This window comes from Salinivibrio sp. IB643 (assembly GCF_001996105.1).
GTDB classification, from domain to species: Bacteria; Pseudomonadota; Gammaproteobacteria; order Enterobacterales; family Vibrionaceae; genus Salinivibrio; species Salinivibrio costicola.
Map to the genome: position 1 here is coordinate 1 of NZ_MUFF01000079.1, position 1,623 is coordinate 1,623.

The following is a 1,623-nucleotide window of genomic DNA, read 5'->3' on the forward strand; positions in this document are numbered from 1 at the left end:
GTGCTATTGTTTCTTTTTAAAAACACTCTTCTGATTGAAGTTAAAAATATTATTTAGGTTTTTGATATGATCCCTTTGAATAAACCAGTGCAGCCAGATCTTAGAAAACTAGAAAAATTTCTTGACAGGATTAACAATAAAGGTTGGTATACTAATTTCGGGCCTATTCACCAAGAACTTACAGAGAAACTGAAAGAGTACTTAGGTGTTGAAAACTTATTACTAACAAATAACGGGACATCAGCGTTACAGGTTGCAGCGAGAGCTATTGATACTAAGAGTATACTATCTACACCTTTCAGTTTTGTGGCAACAGTTAGTGCTTTTAAGTGGCAAAAAGATGAGCTTGCTTTTACAGATATAGACCCCATAACATTAAATTTATCCCCGCAGAAAGTTGAGGCTGCATATCAAAAGGGATGTAAGGCAGACACAGTTGTTGCTACCCATGTATATGGTAATCCATGTAATGTCGATGAGTTAACTCAAGTTAGTAAAAAGAATAAATTTCAAATTATTTATGATGCTGCTCATGCATTTGGCGTTAAAATAAATGACGAACCTGTTCTTAATCATGGTGCAGCAAGCACTTTGAGTTTCCATGCAACCAAGTTGTTTCATACGATAGAAGGAGGTGCTATCATCTTCAAAGATAAATCGGCATTGGAAAAAGCCGAAGAAATTATTAACTTTGGTATCAGGCCTGAAAGAGGGATTGTTGATGTTGGAATTAATGCAAAGTTGAATGAGTACCAAGCGGCGGTAGGTCTGGTTAATCTTGAAGTAATTGATAGCATACTTGAACATAGAGTAGAGATGTTTTATCGATATAGGAAAAACTTAGAGGATGTCGTTGAACTTCCAAAGTGGCATCCGAATTCTAACTGTAATGGCGCATACATGCCTATTTTATTAAAAAATGGCAGAGAGCTACATGATATATCTAACCGATTAGGGATGCATGGAATTCAGACTAGAAATTATTTTTCACCATCTTTAGATAAGGTGTTTGTAGATAGTCATAACTATGGCTCTAAGGTGAGTTTAGCCTCTGCGGAGAGAGTACTATGTTTGCCTATGCATTCATATCTAAGTGCCGGAAATGTTGATGAGATTACGAATATAATAAAGAAGGCTTTATAATGTCATTTTATTCAAACGATGAACTGAAAAAGATAGGGTTTAAGCATTTAGGGGAAAATGTACTACTTTCAAAAAAAGCTTCTATTTATGGGGTTGAAAATATATCTATCGAGGACAACTCCCGTATTGATGATTTCTGTGTGCTATCTGCTGGTGAGGGTGGCATTCAATTGGGAAGAAATGTCCACATAGCTATATACTCATCAATAATGGGGGCTGCTCAAGTTGTAATAGATGATTTCGCAGGTATATCTTCAAGGTGCAGCATTTATTCGAGCAATGATGATTATTCTGGAGATTTTATGACTAATCCTACCGTTCCAGAACATTTGACTAATGTTCAACATGCCCCAGTTAAAATAGGAAAACATAGTATAATAGGGGCAGGAAGCATTATACTGCCGGGAGTCGAAATTGACAGTTGTGTATCTGTAGGCTCATTGTCATTAGTGACTAAAAATTTAAAATCCGGCTATATAT

The 1,623-nt window shown here is 36.0% G+C and carries 2 protein-coding genes; both read left to right on the forward strand.

Annotated features, from left to right (window positions below; all coding sequences use genetic code 11):
- The first annotated feature begins 66 nt into the window (after positions 1–66).
- Entirely contained in the window at positions 67–1,143 is a 1,077-nt protein-coding gene (locus tag BZG77_RS14505; protein ID WP_077647749.1) for a DegT/DnrJ/EryC1/StrS family aminotransferase, read from the forward strand.
- On the forward strand, positions 1,143–1,623 hold a 481-nt coding region (locus BZG77_RS14510), incomplete at its 3' end, for an acyltransferase (RefSeq protein WP_077647750.1). The genes BZG77_RS14505 and BZG77_RS14510, both read left to right, overlap by 1 nt.

Bases quoted from the DNA above. Each gene is read 5' to 3' on its own strand.
- BZG77_RS14505 (WP_077647749.1), top strand. From the start codon at position 67: ATGATCCCTTTGAATAAACCAGTGCAGCCAGATCTTAGAAAACTAGAA.